Genomic DNA, 16393 nt, shown 5'->3' with positions numbered 1-16393 from the left:
ACACCATCATGGCTTCTTCCGAGATCTCCGTGTCCGACACGTCCGGCACCGACGACGGCGACGACGCGGGGAGAGCGGTGACGCGCGGTACCGCGGTGCAGTCGGTCGACCGCGCTCTCGAGGTCCTCGAGATCGTCGCTCGACTCGGGACGGCCGGTGTCACGGCCATCGCCGACGAACTCGGGGTGCACAAGTCCACCGTCTCGCGGCTGCTGGGGGTGTTGGACGCCCGCGGCTTCGTGGAGCAGGTGGGTGAACGGGGCAAGTACCGGCTGGGGTTCACCATCGTCCGCCTCGCCGGGTCCGCGACGGCCGAACGCGACCTCGCGAAGGCAGCGCAGGGCATCTGCGACATGTTGGCCGAGAAGGTGGGGGAGACCACCAACCTCGCGGTGCTCGACGAGGACCGCGCCGTGAACATCGTCAAGGCTCGGTCCGAGTCCGAGGTCGCGCTGCGTACGTGGGTGGGCCAGGGCAGCCCGGTCCACGCCACGTCGAGCGGGAAGATCCTCCTCAGCGGACTGTCGCGGGACGAGGTACGTCGGCGCCTCCCGTCCCGGTTGGACTCCTTCACGGAGACCACGGTGACCTCGTCGACCGCGCTGGAGCAGGAGCTCGAGGCGGTGCGCTCGCGGGGCTGGGCCTCAGTGCGTGAGGAACTCGAGATCGGTCTGAACGCGGTGTCCGCGCCCGTGCGTGACCACACCGGGGACGTCGTGGCTGCGCTCAGCGTCTCGGGTCCGGCCTACCGGCTCGAACCGGACGACTTCGCGTCCGTCGCGGCGGACGCGATGAGTGCGGCCCTCGAGATCAGCCGCAAGCTGGGATACGGCGGCGACTGACACCGTGACTTCTCACAGTCTCGGCGGTGAGTGTTACGAATGGAAACATACTTCAGGTATGGTTTCGGAGTCCTTGACCTGATCGCCGATAGTTTCCTCGGCAGTTGGCGGTGTTGCGGTATGACCGGTCTCCACCCGCGCGGCGTGCTCGACGCACCGCCGTCGTCGGCGCTCCAGAGCGGTGTCGTCGCCGCGATCGACGCGGTGGCGCGGCGGAACCCGTCGAGTCTCGCGCTGGTCTCACCCGCCGACTCGATCACCTACGGCGAGCTCGCCGTGGCCGCCAGAAACCGCGGAGCCGCGCTGCGCCGTGCCCACGCCGGCGACCGCGTCCCGCTCGCCGTACTCGCCGACGGCTCGGTCGACGCGGTCACCTCCGTCCTGGCCGTCCTCGCCTCCGGACATCCCCTGTTCGCCGTCGACGCCGAACTTCCCGACGTGCTCCGCGCGCACGCCTGCGCGGCCGTCGGTGCCGTACCGGCCGCGTCGGTGACGTTCGATGCTCGTCGCGACGCCGTCGTGGATCACGAGGGTGTCTGGTGGGAGTCGCCCGCCTGGGATCAGGGTCTCACCGAAGCCGGCCGGCCCACCGCACTCGACACCTGGCGGCCCGCCCTCGTCGCGCTCGGTCCGGGCACGACCGGACGCGTCACCGTCACGCACGAGGAGTTGGCCGCGTCGGTGTCCGATCTCGCCGTCCGTGCGGGTCTCGCGCCGGGCACTCTCTTCGACCTGTCCCACCCGTCGGCCTCGGTCGCGGGTCTCGTCGGACTTCTGGCCGGTCTGGTCACCGGCTGCACCGTCAGCGCGCCCGGACGGGGATTTCCCGCGGCGGTGTGACACCCGGGCTTCCGGTGCGATGCACGTCCGCGTCCGTCGGGGCACACTGTGGCGGTGACCGACGCCGCAGATCAGCCTGCACACCCGACCGTCGAGCACTCTCGGCTCGCCGAATCGCCCGGAGCACAGAGCGCCTGGCGTACCTGGGGCCCGTATCTCGCGGGCCGTCAGTGGGGCACCGTGCGCGAGGACTACTCCGAGGACGGTAACGCCTGGGAGTCCTTCCCCTTCGACCACGCCCGCTCGCGCGCCTACCGATGGGGCGAGGACGGCCTCGGGGGCATCTGCGACCGCTTCGGCTTCCTCAATTTCTCGGTGGCCCTGTGGAACCGGCGCGATCCGATCCTCAAGGAGCGGCTGTTCGGACTCACCAACGGTGAGGGCAATCACGGCGAGGACGCCAAGGAGTACTGGTGGGCGCTCGACGGAACGCCCACCCACAGCTGGATGACCTGGCTCTACCGCTACCCGCAGGCCGAGTACCCCTACGAGGGGCTGCGTGAGGCGAGCCGCGCGCGCACACGCATGGACCGCGAGTTCGAACTGGCCGACACCGGGGTGCTGGACGAGAACCGGTTCTTCGACGTGGTCGTCACCTACGCCAAGGCGTCGCCGGACGACGTGTGCATCGTCGTCGACGTCACCAATCACGGGCCCGAGGCCGCATCGGTCGACGTGGTGCCGCATCTGTGGTTGCGCAACACGTGGTCCTGGGGGCGCGACGATCGCACCGCCTCCATCGTCGACGTCACGGCGGACGCGCTTCCCGGTGACATGGCCGTGGTGCGTGCGGAGCACGGTTTTCTCGGCCGGTACCACCTCGCCGCTCAGGGTGATGCGCGAGTGCTGTTCTGCGACAACGAGACCAATGCGGTGGAGCTGTTCGGCGCCGCGGAGAACCTCTCGGCCTGGACGAAGGACGGCATCGGGCGGCGCATCGTCGAGGGCGACGAGTCGGCCGTCAATCCGGACGGCACGGGGACGAAGAGTGCGTTCTGGTACTCGCTCGACGACGTGGCGCCCGGCGAGACCCGCAGCATCCGTCTCCGGTTGAGCACCGCGGTGCCGGACTCGTTCACGTTCGGCCCCGGCTTCGACGCGGTCCTCGCCGACCGACGGTACGAGGCGGACCAGTTCTACGACCACGTCATCGGCCCGGATCTGTCCGCGGCCGACCGCCACGTCGCACGGCGCGCCTACGCCGGCCTGCTGTGGTGCAAACAGCTCTACCGCTACGACGTACGCGAGTGGGCGCAGGGTGATCCGGTGGGAGCGTCGGCGCCGCAGTCGCGACTCGACGCGACCGCCCGCAACCATGCCTGGTCGCACTTCTCGCTCGCGGACGTCGTCTCCATGCCGGACGAGTGGGAGTACCCGTGGTTCGCCGCATGGGATCTCGCCTTCCACACCATCCCGCTGGCGCACGTCGACCCGGACTTCGCCAAGGAACAGCTCGTGCTCATGTGTCGCGAGTGGGCGATGCACCCCAACGGTCAACTGCCCGCGTACGAGTGGGAGTTCGGAGACGTCAACCCGCCGGTCCACGCCTGGGCGGTGTGGCAGGTCTACCGCATCGACGGACACCGCGACCGTGAGTTCCTGGTCCGGGTGTTCACCAAGCTGCTGTTGAACTTCTCGTGGTGGGTCAACCGCAAGGACGCGGGCGGCTCCAACATCTTCGAGGGCGGCTTCCTCGGGATGGACAACATCGGGATGTTCAACCGCTCGGAACCACTGCCTCCCGGTTTCCGACTCGAGCAGTCCGACGCGACCAGTTGGATGGCGTTCTACTGCCAGCAGATGTTCAAGATCGCGATCGAACTGGCACGCCACGACTCCGCCTGGGACGACGTCGCGACGAAGTTCTTCGCGCACTTCCTGTCCATCGCGGAGGCCGTGGGATCCTTCGGGTCGGCGCAGATGTCGCTGTGGCACGAGGAGGACGGATTCTTCTACGACGTCCTCGCCCCACCGCACGGTGACGCGGTGCCGCTGCGGGTGCGCTCGATGGTGGGCCTCCTGCCGATCCTGGGGGCCACCGAGATCCCGTCGTGGGTGCCGAAGGAGTGTCCGGACCTGACGTCTCGCTTGCGGTGGTTGCAGCACCGGAGACCGGATCTGGTGTCCCCGATGATGTCGCGCAACGACAACGGGACCTGGCGCATGCTCCTCGCCCTCGTCGATCCCGATCGGCTGCGGCGCATCCTCGAGCGCATGTTCGACAGCGACGAGTTCCTGTCGTCCTTCGGTATCCGGTCGCTGTCCGCGTCCTACCGCGACGGCGTCACGATGGAGGTCGAGGGCCGATCACTGTCCATCGAGTACGAGCCGGGGGAGTCCCGCACGTCGATGTTCGGCGGGAACTCGAACTGGCGCGGCCCGGTGTGGTTCCCCGTCAACGTGCTGCTCGCCGACAAGCTCCGCGCCTACGGTCGCTACTTCGGCGACACGTTCACCATCGAGATCCCCACCGGGTCCGGCGTGCAGCGCACCCTGGTCGAGGCCGCCGAGATCATCGAGAACGGCCTCGCGGACCTGTTCCGCGTGCGCGGATCCGGTCGGCCGTCGGACGGCGATCGCATCGAGTCCTCGGACGATCCGCTGTGGTCGGAACATCCGACCTTCAGCGAGTACTTCGACGGGGACACCGGAGAGGGGCTCGGCGCCAGCCATCAGACCGGCTGGACCGCGCTGGTCGCGCATCTTCTCAATCCCAGAGTGCCGCAACCGCCGACGCCGCCGGGTTAACGTGGCGGCATGAAGATTCGCGGAGCTGTCCTGGAAGAGATCGGCCGTTCGCGGCCGTTCGCGGAGTCGCGTCCCCTGACGGTGTCCGAGCTTGAGCTCGATCCTCCCGGCGAGGGGGAGATCCTCGTACGCATCGAGGCGGCGGGGTTGTGCCATTCCGATCTGTCGGTGGTCGACGGCAACCGCGTGCGCCCCGTCCCGATGCTGCTGGGGCACGAGGCCGCGGGCATCGTCGAGGGCGTCGGCCCGGGGGTCGATCTCGCGCTCGGCACGCGCGTGGTGATGACCTTCCTGCCTCGATGCGGTGAGTGCTCGGGGTGCCGGTCGAACGGGCGCACACCGTGCATCCCCGGCAGCGCGGCCAACAACGCCGGCACTCTGCTCGGCGGAGACGTGCGGTTGCGCCGCGACGGCGTCGAGATCAAGCACCATCTCGGGGTGTCCGGTTTCGCGACGCACACGGTGGTGGACCGCCGGTCGGTGGTGCCCGTGGGCGACGACGTCCCGCCGGCCGTCGCCGCGGTGCTCGGGTGCGCGGTGCTCACCGGCGGCGGCGCACTGCTGAACGCCGCGTCCCCCACCGAGGGCGACACCATCATGGTGGTGGGGCTCGGCGGAGTGGGCATGGCCGCGGTGCTCACCGCGGCCTCGCTCGGACTGGGCGACGTCATCGGGGTCGATTCGATGCCGGAGAAGCTGGAGACGGCCCGCGAGTTGGGCGCCACGTCCGTGTACACCCCGCAGGAATTGGCCGAGTCCGGCGTGCGTGCCCAGATCGTCGTGGAGGCCGCCGGCAACGCGCGCGCCTTCGAGACCGCTCTCGCTGCCACGGCTCCGGGCGGCACCACCGTGACAGTGGGCCTGCCGTCGCCAGACGCCCGAGCGTCGATCTCGCCCCTCACGCTCGTGGCCGAGGCGCGGACCATCGTCGGGAGCTACCTCGGGTCCGCCGTTCCCGAACGGGACATTCCGACGTACGAGCAGATGTGGCGCGAGGGCCGCTTCCCGGTGGAGAAACTGGTGTCCTCACGCATCACGCTCGACGGGATCAACCGGGCGATGGACGAACTGGCGGACGGCAAGGCGATTCGTCAGGTCATCGAGTTCGACCACTAGGCTGTCCCCGACGGTTCCAGGTGAGGGGTGAACAGGTGACAGAGGCGATACGTGTCGGAGTACTCGGCGCGGCCGGCAAGGTCGGCCAGGCGGTGTGCGAGGCCGTCGAGGCCGCGGCCGACACGGAGCTCGTCGCTCGCGTGGACAAGGACGACCGGCTCGAGACGTTCGCCGAGAACGGCGCGCAGGTCGTGGTCGACTTCACCCATCCCAGTGTCGTCATGGACAACCTGCAGTACCTGATCGGCGCCGGGATCCATGCCGTCGTGGGCACCACCGGGTTCGACGACGAGCGACTCGATCAGGTGCGGTCCTGGCTCGCGGACTCGCCCGCGACCGGAGTGCTCATCGCTCCCAACTTCGCCATCGGCGCCGTGCTGTCGATGGCGTTCGCGCAGCAGGCGGCACGCTTCTTCGACTCGGTCGAGGTGATCGAGCTGCACCACCCGAACAAGGCGGACGCGCCGTCCGGCACCGCGTACCGCACGGCGGCGCTCATCGCGGACGCGCGGCGCGCGGCGGGAGTGGGCCCGAGTCCCGACGCGACCACCACCGAACTCGACGGTGCGCGCGGCGCCGACGTCGACGGAGTGCGTGTGCACTCCGTGCGCCTCGCCGGTCTGGTGGCGCACCAGGAGGTGCTCCTGGGAACGCAGGGCGAGACTCTCACCATCAGGCACGACTCGATCGACCGCACCTCCTTCACTCCCGGTGTGCTGCTGGGCGTCCGGTCCATCGCGGCGCGGCCCGGGTTGACGTTGGGCATCGAACCGCTGATGGATCTGTGATGAGCAGCGGGAAGTCCGGAGGACGGTCGGCGTGAGCAAGTATTCGCGAGTGGTCGCGATCATCGCCGTGATGGTGTTGGTTCTCGGCGTCTACTTCGTCATTCTGGGCGGGCGGGGGATCGACTTCATCCAGCTCGGCGGTCCGGTGAACATCGGGCTGGGTATCGGTGTGCTGATCCTTCCGCTGCTGGGCCTGTGGATCGTGGCGGCGACGCTGCGGGCGGGTTTCCGGCACCAGCACCTCGCCCGTCGGATCCACGACGAGAATCTCGAGCTGGACGTCGACGACCTTCCGCGCATGCCGTCCGGGCGCATCGAGCGCGGCGCGGCGGATTCGCTCTTCGCGGACGTCAAGGCGGAGTACGAGAAGTCGCCCGACGACTGGCGCACGAACTACCGTCTCGCCCGTGCGTACGACTACGCGGGCGATCGCGGGCGCGCACGCGAGATCATGCGGCGCGCCGTGGAACTCGAGCGCACCGAGAGCGCGTGACCGTCCTGCTGGTGGTGCACCACACGGTGTCGCCGCCCATGGCGGAGATGCTCGAGGCGGTGCTGGCCGGGGCGCGGAGTCCCGACATCGAGGGTGTCGACGTCCGGGTGCGCCCGGCCCTGGGTGCCACGATCGCCGACGTGGTCGACGCGGACGGCATCCTCCTCGGCACTCCCGCGAACTTCGGGTACATGTCCGGTGCTCTCAAGCATTTCCTCGACACGGTGTACTACCCGACGCTCGGGTCGATGAACGGAAAGCCCTGGGGCGCCTGGGTGTACGGCAACAACGACACTGCGGGCGCGGTGCGCGCACTGACGAGCATCGTGAGCGGATGGGGCCTCGAGCCGGCCGCGGTGCCCGTCGAGGTGACCGGGTTCGACGCCGCTGCGCGGGAACGGCTCGTCGAACTCGGTAGCACGTTGGCAGCGACGATCATACCTGCCTGATCACTCCGGAAGGGTCAGCGGGGATGCGGGATCCGGCGCGCTCTCGACGAACGCCGGCGGGTTCGCCGTGTCGAACGTGGTGGGCAGGGTCGCGCACGTCGCGCCGGGCTCCGGGAAAGTGTTCGGATTCAGGCGCAGTGCCGAGACGAAACGGTCGATGCGCTCGTCGTCGCTGCTCTCCACTGCCAGGCGATGCCCCCACGACTGCAGCGAGATCCGGCGATCCATGCCCGGATACGGCGACATCATCAGGTACGGCTCGCCCTCCACCCGCGCGGCCAGCGCTGCGATCTCGCCGTCGTCGAGCGCTTCGGGGTCGTATGCGATCCACACGGCACCGTGTTCGAGGGAGTGCACCATGTTCTCGGTGCGCACGGCCTCCGGATAGACCACGCCGGTGCACGTCGCCCACGCGTTGTCGTGTCGACCACCCATCGGCGGTGAGAAGGCGTACGCCACACGGTAGTTCGGCAGTACGTGGTAGGCGGGCGGGTAGTCGACCACCTCGATGCCGTCGAGCGCGAGAGAGGGGTCGGGATTGTCGGCGGTGGGCACCCACGCGTCGGCCGTCGGACGTCCCTCGACGGCCCTGCCGCAGCCCCCGGCGAGGAGGGCGGCCGACAGGATCAGGGGAACGAGCGCCGACCGATGCATGATTCGAGAGTATCCGTCCGGCCGCACCGTCCTGCTCGTCAGCCGTTCTGCACCACCGCGACGACGAAGACGCGTCGGAACGGGAAGAAGGTGGTCCCGTCGGATCGCGCCGGGTAGGTCTCGGCCAACAACGGAGCGAGGTCGTCGCGGAACTCGTCCCGACCCTTCTCGTCGAGGAGGTCGAAGATCGGGGTGAGAGCGGTGCCGGAGACCCAGTCGAGAACGGGCCGGGCACCACGGAGTTGCTGGACGTACGTGGTCTCCCAGGCGTCCACGGCGCAACCCCGGGCGGCCAGCAGGTCGGCGTACTGCTCGGGATCGTCCACGGCGTTCGCGTGCCGCAGCTCGAGAGTGGGAAGTCGCGGTGCCCAGGCGTCCGATGTCGCGAGGTCCCGGATGATGCGGTGCGACGGTGCATCGAAATTGCCGGGCATCTGGACGGCGATCACGGCACCGTCCGGCAACTGGCCGGGCCAGCGCGCCAGCAGTTCCCGGTGTTCGGGCACCCACTGCAGAGTCGCGTTGGAGACGACGACGTCGGTGTCGGAGGACGGCACCCAGTCCCGCACGTCGAGCACGGTGGCGTCCAGACCGGCAGCGCGCGCGGCCGCGACCATGTCCGGCGAGTTGTCCGACGCCTCGACGGCGGTGTCCGGCCAGCGGTGCGCGAGCAACGCCGTCGCATTGCCCGGGCCGCAGCCGAGATCGGCGACGCGCCGGGGACTCCCGACAGAGATGCGTGCGAGCAGTTCGCGGAACGGACGGGTGCGCTCGTCGGCGAAGGTGAGGTAGTCGGACGGGCTCCACATGATGGCTCCTTCGACGGGCCGGCAAACAGTACGCTTGTACTGTTACGCACGTTACGCCGGAGTGAGCAGTACTGTCCACCGGCGCTACGGTCGCTGGACACGTGAGGGTGAGGAGGCTGCCGGTGCCGCACACGAGTGCGCCGCGATCAGGTGTGGCGTTGCTCGTCGTCGCCGCCGTGCTGTGGGGGACCGGCGGTGTTCTCGGAACCGCGCTGGGTCGCTCCGCGGACCTCCCGTCCACCGCGGTCGCCGCGTACCGGCTCGGCCTCGGCGGGCTGATGCTCCTCGCGGTCGTGGCCGCGACCGGGGGCGTCCTGCCGCGCGGCCGACCTGTGTGGCGTCGCATCGCCGTCGTCGGAACACTCGCCGCGGTCTTCCAGGGTGCCTACTTCGCGGCCACCGTCACGGCGGGCGTGGCGGCCGCGACCCTGGTGACCATCGGGTCGGCTCCCGTGGTGGTCGTCCTCGTGGAGTCGCTGACGGCACGTCGCCGCCCGGCGGGTGCCGTCGTGCGGACCGTCGTCGTCGGTGTCGCGGGGCTCGGGCTGCTCGTCGGTTCCCCGGCCGACGGCGATCTGCGGTCCACCGTCGTGGGCGGCGCTCTGGCGGTGGTGTCGGGCAGTGCGTTCGCGACGATGACCCTCGTCGGTCGTCGACATGCCGCGCAGGGCGACGACACCGTCGTCACCGGATGGTCGTTCGTGCTGGGCGGGGCGCTGCTCGCGGTGGCAGCGACAGCCACGGACCGCACGGCGCTGCTCCCGGTCGTGTCGGTGACGAGCATTCTCCTCGTGCTGAGCTTCGCCCTCGTCCCGACGGCTGTGGCCTACAGCGCTTACTTCCGCGGACTGCGGACCGCGGCGGCGTCGACGGCGGCGGTCGTCGCACTCCTCGAACCTCTCACCGGTACCGTCCTGGCAGTGATCCTGCTGGACGAACGACTCACGGCGGTGGGCGCCGTCGGTGCGGTGCTGCTCCTGGTGTCCGTCGTCGACGCCGGAGTGACTCACGCCCGGACGAACGCGGGCGGTGCCCATGCGTGAGCTGTCCGCGGCGGCAGCGCGTCGCACGGCCGTCGCGGCCCAGGGCTTCGGTCGAGCGCGGTCCGGTGCGTTCTCCGGCAGGCGCGCGGTGGCGGGTGTGGTGCGCTCGACGAAGTTGCTGCAGATCGATTCGGTGTCCGCGGCGGTGCGGGCGCACTACGCGCCGGTGTTCAGTCGTGTCGGCCCCTACGACCGTCAGGCGCTGGACGATGCGGCATGGACCGACACGGCGCGATCGCCGCGCCTGCTCGTCGAGTACTGGGCGCACGAGGCGGCATTCCTGCCCGTCGCCGACTGGCCGCTGATGCGGTGGCGGATGGATCAGTACGAGCACGGCCGGTGGGGCGGCGCCGCGAGGGTCGCCGCGCGCAGTCCCGGACTGGTGGAGGACGTGCTCGACGCGATCCGCGACCAGGGGCCCGTCACCGCGCGCGATCTCGAAGTTCTGCTGGATCGCCGCAGACCCGGCCCGAAGGGGCCGTGGTGGGACCACAGTGACGTCAAGGTGGTGTGCGAACAGCTCTTCGCCGGTGGCGTGTTGTCGGTACCGCGCCGGGAACGGTTCACGAGGCTGTACGACCTCGCCGAGCGCGTACTGCCCGCGGACGTCGTGTCGCGACGGGTGGACGAGGTGGACGCGGTGCGTCAGCTCGTCGAGAAGTCCGCCGAGGCGATGGGGGTCGCCACCGCGGCCGACCTGCGCGATCACTACCGACTGTCGGCGGCCCAGACCACTCGGGGCGTGGCCGACCTGGTGGACGCGGGCGTGCTGGTGCCCGTGGCCGTCACCGGGTGGCGGGATCAGGCCTTCCTGCATCGCGACACCCGGATACCGCGGTCCGTCGAGTCGGCCGCACTGCTGTGCCCGTTCGACCCGCTGATCTTCGGCCGTCCGCGCACCGAGCGTCTCTTCGACTTCCGCTACCGCATCGAGATCTACACGCCGGAGCCGAAGCGGACGTTCGGGTACTACGTCTTCCCGTTCCTGCTGCACGACGAGCTCGTCGCCCGGGTCGACGTCCGGGTCGATCGCGCCGGGGGAGTGCTCACGGTGCCCGGTGCGTTCACCGAGGCATCCGTCGACGCCCGTGGTCGCCGCGGCGAGGTGGCGTCGGCGCTGGCCGCGTCGGTGACGGAGATGGCGCGATGGCTGGACGTGGCGGACGTCGTGGTCGGTGACCGTGGTGATCTCGCGGCCGACCTGCGCCGCGAGGTACGCGCCGTCCCTGAATGACGCCGCCACCCCATAGTCTGTGTCGAATGTCCCAGCGTCCAGTGTCCGAGCATCGTGCCGGTGCCCCGTTGTCCGTCGAGCTGGTGGCCGCCACGTCCTTCACCGCGCCGTCGGACGTGCCGTGGGAGACCGACGCCGACGGCGGTCAGGCGCTGGTCGAGTTCGCCGGCCGGGCCTGCTACCAGAGCTGGTCGAAGCCCAATCCGCGCACCGCGACCAACTCCGGGTACCTGAACCATCTACTGGCTGTGGGGAACTGGTCGGTGTTCGAGCACGCGTCGGCGAGCTTCTACATCACCGGTATCTCACGTTCCTGTAGCCATGAGTTGATCCGGCACCGACATTTCTCCTTCTCGCAACTCTCCCAGCGTTCGGTGTCCGAGCGCGACGCGTCGATGGTCGTGCCCCCGGCCCTCGAGTCCGACGCGACGTTGCGTGAGTTGTTCCAGAATGCGACCGACTCGTCCCGTGCCGCGTACGACGCGCTGCTGTCCGCACTCGAAGCGGAGACCGGTGCGGACTCGGCTGCGGTCGTCGCCGGGAAGCAGGCGCGGCAGGCCGCGCGCTCGGTGCTCCCGAACGCCGTGGAGACACGACTGGTGATGACCGGGAACTACCGGTCGTGGCGGCATTTCGTCACCATGCGGGCCTCGGAGCACGCCGATCTCGAGATCCGACGGCTCGCGGTGGCCTGTCTGCGGCGGCTCGTCGAGGTCGCCCCCGACGTCTTCGCGGACTTCGAGATCGAGACACTGGCCGACGGGACGGAAGTCGCCAGGAGCTCGTACGCGGGGGAATAGGCCGCGCGGGTCGTGGGGGTCCGGCGACCGGACGGGGACCGGGTAACCTTCCTGACCATGACCATCGGTGACACCGCGAGGACTGTCGACGCTGCGGGGACTGTCGACACTGCGGCACGAGTGCAGACGAGCAGCACGCCCTCGCCGTTCGGTGCCGTCTCCGTCGCGATGGTGACACCGTTCACTCCGGCCGGCGCTCTCGACATCGACGCCTCCGTCGCCCTGGCCGTTCATCTGGTCTCGAGCGGGTGCGACAGTCTGGTGATCTCGGGAACGACGGGCGAGTCGCCGACCACGACGGACCGCGAGAAGGCCGACCTGCTGCGCGCCGTCGTCGCCGCGGTCGGAGACCGCGCTCGGATCGTCGCCGGTGCGGGTACCAACGACACCGCGCACAGCATCGAACTGGCCCGCGCCGCTGCCGACGCCGGAGCGCACGGACTGCTCGTCGTCACCCCGTACTACTCGCGTCCGCCGCAGGCCGGCCTGTACGCCCATTTCGTCGCCGTGGCCGACTCGACGGATCTGCCCGTCATGCTCTACGACATCCCGCCCCGCTCGGTCGTGCCGATCGAGACGGAGACGTTGCGTCGTCTCGCCGATCATCCGCGCATCCTCGCCGTCAAGGACGCGAAGGGCGACCTCGCCGCGGGAGCCGAACTCATCGCCTCGACCGGCCTCGAGTACTTCTCGGGCGACGATCCGCTCAACCTGCCCTGGCTGTCCGTCGGAGCTGTCGGCTTCGTCAGCGTCATCGGGCACCTCGTGCCCGGCAAGCTCCGCGATCTCCACTCCGCCTGGGCCGCGGGCGACATCGCCGCGGCGCAGGCCATCAATGTCGGTCTGCTCCCGATCGTCCGGTCGTTCGCCCGACTCGGCGGCGTCACGGGCTCCAAGGCGGGCCTTCGTCTTCTCGGCATCGACGTGGGAGAGCCCCGTCTGCCGCAAGTTCCACCGTCCACCGATCAGATCGATGCTCTGGCAGCCGATCTCCACCGTGCAGGAGTTCTTTGATGACTCGACCGCCCAGGCGGCGCAGTGCCACCCGTAGTGCCGGACCGCCCGCGGAACTTCCTCCGCAGGAACAGCAGCCCGCTCCTCCTGCACCGAAGGCCGAGGCCGCGCCCGTGCAGGACGCCCCCGCGGCGCAGGCGCCGGCGAAAGCCGCTCCCGTGAAGGAGGCGCCCGTGAAGGACGCGCCGACCGGCCGCGACCGCCAGTCGGGCGGCTCGCGATCGTCGAACGGCAACTCGGGCTCGGGTGGGGGCCGCGGTCCCCGGTCGCGTCCCGCGCGCACCCCGCAGAACTCCGCTGCCATCCAGCGACCCGATGCGCGCACGGTCGTGGACAAGACGCAGCGACTCGGAGCGCCGCCCAAGGCACCGAAGAACGGTCTCCGCGTCGTCGCTCTCGGCGGCATCGGCGAGATCGGCCGCAACATGACGGTCTTCGAGCACAAGGGCAAGCTGCTCATCGTCGACTGCGGTGTGCTCTTCCCCGAGGACGCACAGCCCGGTGTCGACCTGATCCTCCCGGACTTCCGTCACATCGAGAACCGGATGGACGACGTGGTCGCCCTGGTGCTCACCCACGGTCACGAGGACCACATCGGTGCCGTGCCGTTCCTGCTGCGCCTGCGCCCGGACATCCCGGTCATCGGCTCCAAGTTCACGTTGGCGCTGCTGGCGGCGAAGTGCCGTGAGCACCGCCAGAAGCCGAAGCTCGTCGAGGTGCGCGAGGGCGAGAGCACGAACCACGGACCGTTCGAGCTCGAGTACTTCGCGGTCAACCACTCGATCCCCGACGCGCTCGCCGTCGCCATCCGTACCGATGCCGGTGTCGCGCTGCACACCGGCGACATCAAGCTCGACCAGCTGCCGCTCGACGGCCGCCTGACCGATCTCGGCGGGTTCTCGCGACTCGGCGACGAGGGTGTCGACCTCTTCCTGGTGGACTCCACCAATGCCGAGGTGCCCGGATTCGTCACGCCCGAGCGCGAGATCGGCGGTGTCCTGGACACAGTCATCGGCAAGGCCAGGAACCGCGTGATCGTCGCGTCGTTCGCGAGCCACGTGCACCGCATCCAGCAGGTCATCGACGTCGCACACCGCTACAACCGCAAGGTCGCCTTCGTCGGGCGGTCGATGGTGCGCAACATGGCCATCGCCCAGGAGCTCGGGTACCTGACGGTGCCCTCGGGTGTCGAGGTCGACATGGACACCGCGACGAAGCTCGCGGACGACAAGCTGGTCCTGGTCTCCACCGGCTCGCAGGGCGAGCCGCTCTCCGCGCTGTCCCGGATGGCGCGGGGTGAGCATCGTCAGATCAACATCCGTGCCGACGACCTGGTCGTCCTCGCGTCGTCGCTGATCCCCGGCAACGAGAACTCCGTGTTCGCCGTCGTCAACGGGCTCGCGAAGCGTGGCGCCAAGGTGGTCACGCAGCAGAGCGCCAAGGTGCACGTCTCCGGCCACGCGTCGGCCGGCGAGCTGCTGTACCTCTACAACGCGGTCCGTCCCACCAACGCGATGCCCGTGCACGGCGAGTGGCGGCACCTGCGCGCCAATGCCGCTCTCGCGGTGTCGACGGGTGTGCCGGAGGAGCGCGTGGTGCTGGCCGAGGACGGCGTCGTCGTGGACATGGTCGACGGCCTCGCCGAGATCGTCGGCCAGGTGCCGGTGGGCCACGTGTACGTCGACGGCCTGTCCGTCGGCGACGTGGGCGACTCGACGTTGTCCGACCGCCTCGTCCTCGGTGAGGGCGGCTTCATCGCCATCACCATGGCCGTGGACACCACCACCGGCAAGTCCGTCGGCACTCCCGAGGTCTCGGGTCGCGGCTTCTCCGACGATCCCGCGGCACTGAAGGAAGCGGCGCAGCTGGTCGAGGCGGAGTTGGTGCGTCTCGCCGGCGAGGGTGTGCGGGACACGCACCGCATCGCGCAGTCGGTCCGCCGCATCGTCGGTCGCTGGGTGGCGGACAAGTACCGCCGCAAGCCGATGATCGTGCCGACCGTGCTCGAGGTCACGCCGAGCTGACACGGTCGCACTCGACAGGCCGGCCCCGGGGACACCCCGGCGCCGGCCTGTCGTGTCTCTCGCCCCGTCGTCGGCCGGCTAGGCGAGCAGGTTGTACAGACCGACGAGGCCCAGCAGGACGATGCAGGCACGCAGCACCCGCGGTGACAGACGCCGGCCGTACCGTGCTCCCACCGCGCCGCCGATCAGGGAGCTGACGGCGATGAGACCGGCTGCCGCCCAACTGATCCGGTCGAAGGCGAAGATGATGAACGATGCCGCCGCCACGACGTTGACCACGAGCGACAGCAGATTCTTGGCCGCGTTCATGCGCTGGATGTTCTCCGGCAGCAACGCGCCCATGACGCCCATCAGCAGAATGCCCTGGGCCGCGGTGAAGTAGCCGCCGTAGACACCCACGGCGAACGTCCCGATCACCAGCAGCACGAAGCGTCCGCGGCCGATCCCGGCGGCGGTGTCCGGCTCGGAGCGCTTCTGGGCCCAGGCCTGGATGCGGGGGCCGGTGACCACCAGGACCAGCGCCAGGATCAGCAGCACCGGAACCACGGCGGTGAAGGTCTTCTCGGGCAGGTGCTGCAGGAGCCAGGCACCGAGCACGCCGCCGAGCAGCGATCCGGGGAGCTGCCAGCGCAACCGCGACCACTGGCCGCGTAGTTCGCGTCGGTAGCCCCATGCGCCGGAGGCGCTGCCTGCCACCAGTCCGATCGCATTGCTCATGGTCGCCGTGACGGGCGGGTAACCGAAGGCGATGAGGGTGGGGAACGTGACGAGCGTTCCTGACCCGACGACGGCGTTGATGCCACCGGCGGCGAACCCCGCGAGCAGCACGAGGACTATTTCGGAGACGGGCACACCGGCGACCGTACGACACGGCTAGATTCGTGTGTCATGAGCCTTGCGCACGACGAACGTCTGGAACTGGCCGACACGATGGCGAAGGTCGGTCCGGACGCTCCCACCCTGTGCGGTGACTGGACCGTCCGGGATCTTGCGGCGCATCTGGTGATCCGCGAACGCCGCCTGGATGCGGCTCCGGGCATCTTCCTACCGCCGCTGGCGGGGTACACGCGCCGCGTGCAGGACTCGGTCGCCGCGGGGGAGTGGGTGGGTCTCGTCGACGACGTGCGCACGGGACCTCCGGTGTGGTCGCCGTACAAGCTCCTCGACGCGCAGATCAACCTCGGGGAGATGTTCGTCCACCACGAGGACGTCCGGCGGGCCGACGGATCCGCACCGACTCCGCGAGAACTGAGCGCCGAGATGCAGACCGCCCTGTGGGGTCTGCTGGGTCTGCTCGGCCGTGTCGCCTACAGGGGAGCCCCCGTGGCCGTGGACGTGGAGACCCCGGACGGTCGTCGGCGGACGTTCGGGAAGAAGTCGGCCTCGCGCCGGGTGGCGCTGCGCGGGGAGCCGTCGGAGCTGGTGCTGCACGCGTTCGGCCGCGATGCGGTGGTGCTGGAGTTCGACGGCGACCAAGCGGACGTCGCCGCGGTGAAGGGCCTCGACCGCGGTGTGTGACAGCGGTCGAGCTGTTACTGG

16 protein-coding genes are annotated in these 16393 nt (G+C 69.7%); 13 read left to right on the top strand and 3 right to left on the bottom strand.

What is annotated here, in order from left to right; genetic code table 11:
- Positions 1-8 precede the first annotated feature (8 nt).
- From OG947_RS02195 to OG947_RS02165, 7 genes are all read left to right on the top strand, one after another.
- Positions 9-842 (top strand): IclR family transcriptional regulator, encoded by an 834-nt coding sequence (locus OG947_RS02195; RefSeq protein WP_037185313.1) that lies wholly within the window; start codon positions 9-11, stop codon positions 840-842.
- A 120-nt stretch (positions 843-962) separates the two neighbouring features.
- Positions 963-1682: an AMP-binding protein gene (locus OG947_RS02190; RefSeq protein ID WP_222637672.1), complete on the top strand. Its 720-nt coding sequence runs from the start codon at positions 963-965 to the stop codon at positions 1680-1682.
- Between the two features lie 54 nt (positions 1683-1736).
- The gene (locus tag OG947_RS02185) at positions 1737-4430 is read left to right on the top strand and encodes an MGH1-like glycoside hydrolase domain-containing protein (protein WP_027505101.1); all 2694 of its coding nucleotides are present in this window, start codon (positions 1737-1739) and stop codon (positions 4428-4430) included.
- 9 nt (positions 4431-4439) lie between these two features.
- Positions 4440-5546, top strand: coding sequence for a zinc-binding dehydrogenase (locus OG947_RS02180; RefSeq protein ID WP_056444936.1), 1107 nt, complete (start codon positions 4440-4442; stop codon positions 5544-5546).
- A gap of 35 nt (positions 5547-5581) precedes the next feature.
- A complete protein-coding gene (gene dapB, locus OG947_RS02175; protein ID WP_027505103.1) occupies positions 5582-6334 on the top strand; it encodes a 4-hydroxy-tetrahydrodipicolinate reductase in 753 nt (250 codons plus the stop codon).
- Between the two features lie 70 nt (positions 6335-6404).
- Positions 6405-6827 carry a hypothetical protein gene (locus tag OG947_RS02170; protein WP_197027766.1) on the top strand — a complete coding sequence of 141 codons (423 nt, stop codon included), beginning with the start codon at positions 6405-6407 and terminating at the stop codon, positions 6825-6827.
- Positions 6824-7276 carry a flavodoxin family protein gene (locus tag OG947_RS02165; RefSeq protein WP_328813019.1) on the top strand — a complete coding sequence of 151 codons (453 nt, stop codon included), beginning with the start codon at positions 6824-6826 and terminating at the stop codon, positions 7274-7276. The genes OG947_RS02170 and OG947_RS02165 overlap by 4 nt, the downstream gene beginning before the upstream one ends.
- Here OG947_RS02165 and OG947_RS02160 read toward each other — a convergent pair whose 3' ends face one another.
- Complete coding sequence (locus OG947_RS02160; RefSeq protein ID WP_222649178.1) at positions 7277-7930, bottom strand: DUF3105 domain-containing protein; 654 nt, start codon at positions 7928-7930, stop codon at positions 7277-7279.
- 38 nt (positions 7931-7968) lie between these two features.
- On the bottom strand, positions 7969-8739 hold the full coding sequence (locus OG947_RS02155; protein WP_328813018.1) for a trans-aconitate 2-methyltransferase: 771 nt from the start codon (positions 8737-8739) through the stop codon (positions 7969-7971).
- A 122-nt stretch (positions 8740-8861) separates the two neighbouring features.
- Here OG947_RS02155 and OG947_RS02150 point away from each other — a divergent pair, with 122 nt between their 5' ends.
- Genes OG947_RS02150 through OG947_RS02130 form a run of 5 tightly spaced genes read left to right on the top strand, consistent with a single transcriptional unit; the run spans position 8862 to position 14854 of the window.
- Entirely contained in the window at positions 8862-9782 is a 921-nt protein-coding gene (locus tag OG947_RS02150; protein WP_328813017.1) for a DMT family transporter, read from the top strand.
- Positions 9775-11016 carry a winged helix-turn-helix domain-containing protein gene (locus OG947_RS02145; RefSeq protein ID WP_328813016.1) on the top strand — a complete coding sequence of 414 codons (1242 nt, stop codon included), beginning with the start codon at positions 9775-9777 and terminating at the stop codon, positions 11014-11016. The genes OG947_RS02150 and OG947_RS02145 overlap by 8 nt, the downstream gene beginning before the upstream one ends.
- Before the next feature lie 26 nt (positions 11017-11042).
- Positions 11043-11816, top strand: a complete 774-nt coding sequence (thyX, locus tag OG947_RS02140) for an FAD-dependent thymidylate synthase (RefSeq protein ID WP_222632005.1) — start codon at positions 11043-11045, stop codon at positions 11814-11816.
- A 57-nt stretch (positions 11817-11873) separates the two neighbouring features.
- Complete coding sequence (gene dapA / locus OG947_RS02135; RefSeq protein WP_222632007.1) at positions 11874-12830, top strand: 4-hydroxy-tetrahydrodipicolinate synthase; 957 nt, start codon at positions 11874-11876, stop codon at positions 12828-12830.
- The gene (locus tag OG947_RS02130; RefSeq protein WP_027505112.1) at positions 12830-14854 is read left to right on the top strand and encodes a ribonuclease J; all 2025 of its coding nucleotides are present in this window, start codon (positions 12830-12832) and stop codon (positions 14852-14854) included. The genes dapA and OG947_RS02130 overlap by 1 nt, the downstream gene beginning before the upstream one ends.
- A gap of 78 nt (positions 14855-14932) precedes the next feature.
- Here OG947_RS02130 and OG947_RS02125 read toward each other — a convergent pair whose 3' ends face one another.
- Positions 14933-15706: a sulfite exporter TauE/SafE family protein gene (locus OG947_RS02125; protein WP_328813015.1), complete on the bottom strand. Its 774-nt coding sequence runs from the start codon at positions 15704-15706 to the stop codon at positions 14933-14935.
- A 36-nt stretch (positions 15707-15742) separates the two neighbouring features.
- Here OG947_RS02125 and OG947_RS02120 point away from each other — a divergent pair, with 36 nt between their 5' ends.
- On the top strand, positions 15743-16372 hold the full coding sequence (locus tag OG947_RS02120; protein WP_056444917.1) for a TIGR03085 family metal-binding protein: 630 nt from the start codon (positions 15743-15745) through the stop codon (positions 16370-16372).
- Positions 16373-16393: the final 21 nt, after the last annotated feature.

This window comes from Rhodococcus sp. NBC_00297 (assembly GCF_036173065.1).
In the GTDB taxonomy this organism is placed as follows: Bacteria; Actinomycetota; Actinomycetes; order Mycobacteriales; family Mycobacteriaceae; genus Rhodococcoides.
Note: the sequence above shows the minus strand (reverse complement) of the source record. Positions and strands in the feature narration are given on the sequence as shown.

What these genes read in the sequence shown, in the direction of transcription:
- OG947_RS02195 (WP_037185313.1), top strand. Translation starts at nt 9, where the DNA reads ATGGCTTCTTCCGAGATCTCCGTGTCCGACACGTCCGGCACCGACGAC.
- OG947_RS02190 (WP_222637672.1), top strand. Translation starts at nt 963, where the DNA reads ATGACCGGTCTCCACCCGCGCGGCGTGCTCGACGCACCGCCGTCGTCG.
- OG947_RS02180 (WP_056444936.1), top strand. Translation starts at nt 4,440, where the DNA reads ATGAAGATTCGCGGAGCTGTCCTGGAAGAGATCGGCCGTTCGCGGCCG.
- OG947_RS02170 (WP_197027766.1), top strand. Translation starts at nt 6,405, where the DNA reads ATGGTGTTGGTTCTCGGCGTCTACTTCGTCATTCTGGGCGGGCGGGGG.
- OG947_RS02160 (WP_222649178.1), bottom strand. Translation starts at nt 7,930, where the DNA reads ATGCATCGGTCGGCGCTCGTTCCCCTGATCCTGTCGGCCGCCCTCCTC.
- OG947_RS02155 (WP_328813018.1), bottom strand. Translation starts at nt 8,739, where the DNA reads ATGTGGAGCCCGTCCGACTACCTCACCTTCGCCGACGAGCGCACCCGT.
- OG947_RS02145 (WP_328813016.1), top strand. Translation starts at nt 9,775, where the DNA reads ATGCGTGAGCTGTCCGCGGCGGCAGCGCGTCGCACGGCCGTCGCGGCC.
- thyX (WP_222632005.1), top strand. Translation starts at nt 11,043, where the DNA reads ATGTCCCAGCGTCCAGTGTCCGAGCATCGTGCCGGTGCCCCGTTGTCC.
- dapA (WP_222632007.1), top strand. Translation starts at nt 11,874, where the DNA reads ATGACCATCGGTGACACCGCGAGGACTGTCGACGCTGCGGGGACTGTC.
- OG947_RS02130 (WP_027505112.1), top strand. Translation starts at nt 12,830, where the DNA reads ATGACTCGACCGCCCAGGCGGCGCAGTGCCACCCGTAGTGCCGGACCG.
- OG947_RS02120 (WP_056444917.1), top strand. Translation starts at nt 15,743, where the DNA reads ATGAGCCTTGCGCACGACGAACGTCTGGAACTGGCCGACACGATGGCG.